This is a genomic window from Chromatocurvus halotolerans (genome assembly GCF_004340525.1).
In the GTDB taxonomy this organism is placed as follows: domain Bacteria; phylum Pseudomonadota; class Gammaproteobacteria; order Pseudomonadales; family Halieaceae; genus Chromatocurvus; species Chromatocurvus halotolerans.
The window spans coordinates 1-2,734 of sequence record NZ_SLWX01000035.1 but is presented as its reverse complement, the minus strand read 5'-3'; the positions used below and the strand labels follow the sequence as shown (position 1 = coordinate 2,734).

Here is a 2,734-nt window from a genome sequence, read left to right as displayed (position 1 = left end):
CACTGTAGGTCATACCCGATACAGCGGGGCAGGCTCTCGCCAGGCTTGTATACCCACGCCCCGATCAGACATGGTCGGGGCGTTTTACGTTGGGGTGGTCGATACTCTCCCATGGGCAGACCCGCTTTTTGGATGTAAGGACTCTCAGCCCGGATTCACACGGAGAGGGTCTGGATGATCCGATTTGCCTTGCGTCGGAATGTTGCGTCCTCGAGCAAGGAAAAGACTTTCGTCAGTCCGGTGGCATTCAGATGCCCGGCCAGATAGAAAAGGTCCGGAGAGGAGCAGTCGCGAAGATCCAGATCGCTCACGTCCTGAATGCCGAGATAGGACACCCTGTCGCCAATTCGGGCTGCGAGATAAAGAATGACGTTGTCCTGGCGTGCCTCTTCCTGCATCGGATATTCCTCTGAGGCTGTTACCAGCGGCGTGAAGCCGTCTTGTATCGCCTTGGATATGTCATCTGGCAAGTTCCAGCGTTGCGCGAGGCGCGCTCCTACCATCGCGGTATTCATGCCGATAGTGTTCTGCTGGCTGCAGATGCGCTCCACGATGTTGCTGCCCGGTGCATACCACTCAACGGAACTGGGTCGAACCATGACCAGGGCGACATCCCCCAGGTTGAGGAAGAGCGCCCGGGTTGCCAGAACGGATGGTCGCGTCAGGCCCAGTTCCTGAGCAAGCAACTGTGTCACTGCGCTCGCGGCGCAGCCCGATGTCCATATGCGCGTTAGTGCGGCCTGTTGCTCAGGCGTAAGCGATTCTACTTGTTGTGCAACTGCTGCCTGTGCGACCAGCCCCTTCACGGTACTCATCCCCAGGTAGGTGATCGCATGGCGTATGCTGATAATCGGTGAAGCGAGGGAAAACGCGGCGGAGTTGACGTTCCGCAGAAGGCTTGCGGTAAGGCCTGCGTCCGAGGCGACGATTTCTGCAAGTTCTTCCGGGCTGTCTAGGCCGCTGGCAAGTTGCCGATGAATGGGGTGCGGGTCTGGCATGACCCCACAGACTGCGTCAATGTCTGCGCGAATGCGGTCACTGATGTCATCGCCGCCGAGTAGTCTCAGGGTGCCCAGCATTTCCGGGGGACTGTGAGTGTCACTGAGCGGTGCCTCTTGCTCAGGCAGGTGCGCGGCCGTGTTCTGCGGTAGCGGTGCAGACCGGGTAGGGGAATTCCCGGTGACAGCTCCGCGTCGTGCACGACTCGGGGCATCCGCCTGCGGTTTGCTACCGGTCCGAGGCCTGCGAAACAATGACCACAGGGCGACTGCAGCCGCGCCGATACAAAGAGCCATGACAATCTGCAAGGTCATTGGTGTCTCCAGCGTTGAGGTGAGCAACGGTTTTTGCCGGGGGCATGCTCCCTGCGGTCACTCGATACCCAGATCCCGCAATGCATCGTCGGTCCAGCGCAAGGCATCTGCCTGCAGCGAGCCAAGCTCTCTCAGGGATAACCTGAGATACCCCTGCTCAGGTATGTCTCCGGACTCGAGGCGCTGCGCGCAATCAATGATTTTCCCGGTGTCCCCACTGCGGGATAGCAACGCGGCCCGCATGTCGTCCGCCAGATTCATGTGGCGGAGCAAATCCGGCAACGGCGCGTTCATCAGCGCATCGAGCATGGAATAGAGACCTGCGGTAAAGCAGGCTTCGGGGTTGCCTCGCCCGGTGTGGTCTGCAATCAGCTCACATAACTTTGCCCGCTGCAGGGCCAGGGTGAGGTTCTCCTCGGGACCGGTATCCGTGCTTGCCAGAAGATAGAGGGAAACCCATCGTCGGATGGTGTTGCGGCCGAGGTAAACGATCGCCTCGCGAATGGTCTCGATATGACGATTGAGACCCTGTGCGGCGGAGTTCACATGCTTCAGCGCCTTTACACTCAGCGCGACATCACGACTGACAAGCTGGTGTACGTCTTCCACTGAGCTCTGCGGATCATTCAGTCGGGCCAGTGTCTGTAGCAGCGTGACTCTGGCCGGCGGCAGCTGGCGACCCTCCACTATTTTGGGTCGTGCGAAAAAGTACCCCTGAAAATATTCCACGCCGAGCGCGTGAAGCGTCTCATAGGCTTCCAGGGTTTCCACCTTTTCGGCCAGTATCTGGCAGTCATGTTTGCGCAGACGGTCGATCTGTGTGGCCCACTGCGCCTCCGGTAGCGCAAGGACATCAAGCTTTACGATATCCACCAGTGGCAGGATGGCATCGAAATCAGTGGTGTCGACAAAATCATCAAGCGCGAGGCAGAAGCCCCGTTCTTGAAGGCGGCGAATACCCGCAATGCACGCATCGTTCAGAATCACGGTTTCCAGTATTTCCGGAACCATCCAGCTCGGATCCAGCGGTATGAGCTCAGGGTCTTCTAGAAAGCGCTGAGGCAGATTGATAAAGGCCTGGCGGCCGCGGGTGAGGGTCTCGAGGCCGAGTTCAGTTGCGTTGGCAATAACACGTGCCGTTGACGCATCGTCATCGACTGTACCGCCGTGGGCGTTATCAAGCGAATCCCTGAAGAGTAGCTCATAGGCATACACCTCCAGTTGGCGGTTGAAAATTGGCTGACGCGCAAGAAAAAATGGGGTCACGACAGTGTTTGCTGCTCTGATAACGACGCAGCTTTACTCCCTGCGGCCTGCTGCGCATCTTGGAGTGGTCAAGCAATTTGTGACAACCCAGTTAAGCCGCTTTCTTCAATTCAGCCATGGCTGATTCGAAATCGTTGGGGCTGCTGTAATCCAAG

The 2,734-nt window shown here is 58.2% G+C and carries 2 protein-coding genes; both read right to left on the bottom strand.

Annotated features, from left to right (window positions below; all coding sequences use genetic code 11):
- Positions 1-155: 155 nt before the first annotated feature.
- Positions 156-1,313, bottom strand: a complete 1,158-nt coding sequence (locus tag EV688_RS17225; protein WP_117319735.1) for an HDOD domain-containing protein — start codon at positions 1,311-1,313, stop codon at positions 156-158.
- Positions 1,314-1,370: 57 nt separating this feature from the next.
- Positions 1,371-2,579 (bottom strand): EAL and HDOD domain-containing protein, encoded by a 1,209-nt coding sequence (locus tag EV688_RS17220; protein ID WP_117319734.1) that lies wholly within the window; start codon positions 2,577-2,579, stop codon positions 1,371-1,373.
- Between the last annotated feature and the right edge of the window lie 155 nt (positions 2,580-2,734).

Excerpts from the sequence above, each read along its gene's own strand:
- EV688_RS17225 (WP_117319735.1), bottom strand. The coding sequence starts at position 1,313 with ATGACCTTGCAGATTGTCATGGCTCTTTGTATCGGCGCGGCTGCAGTC.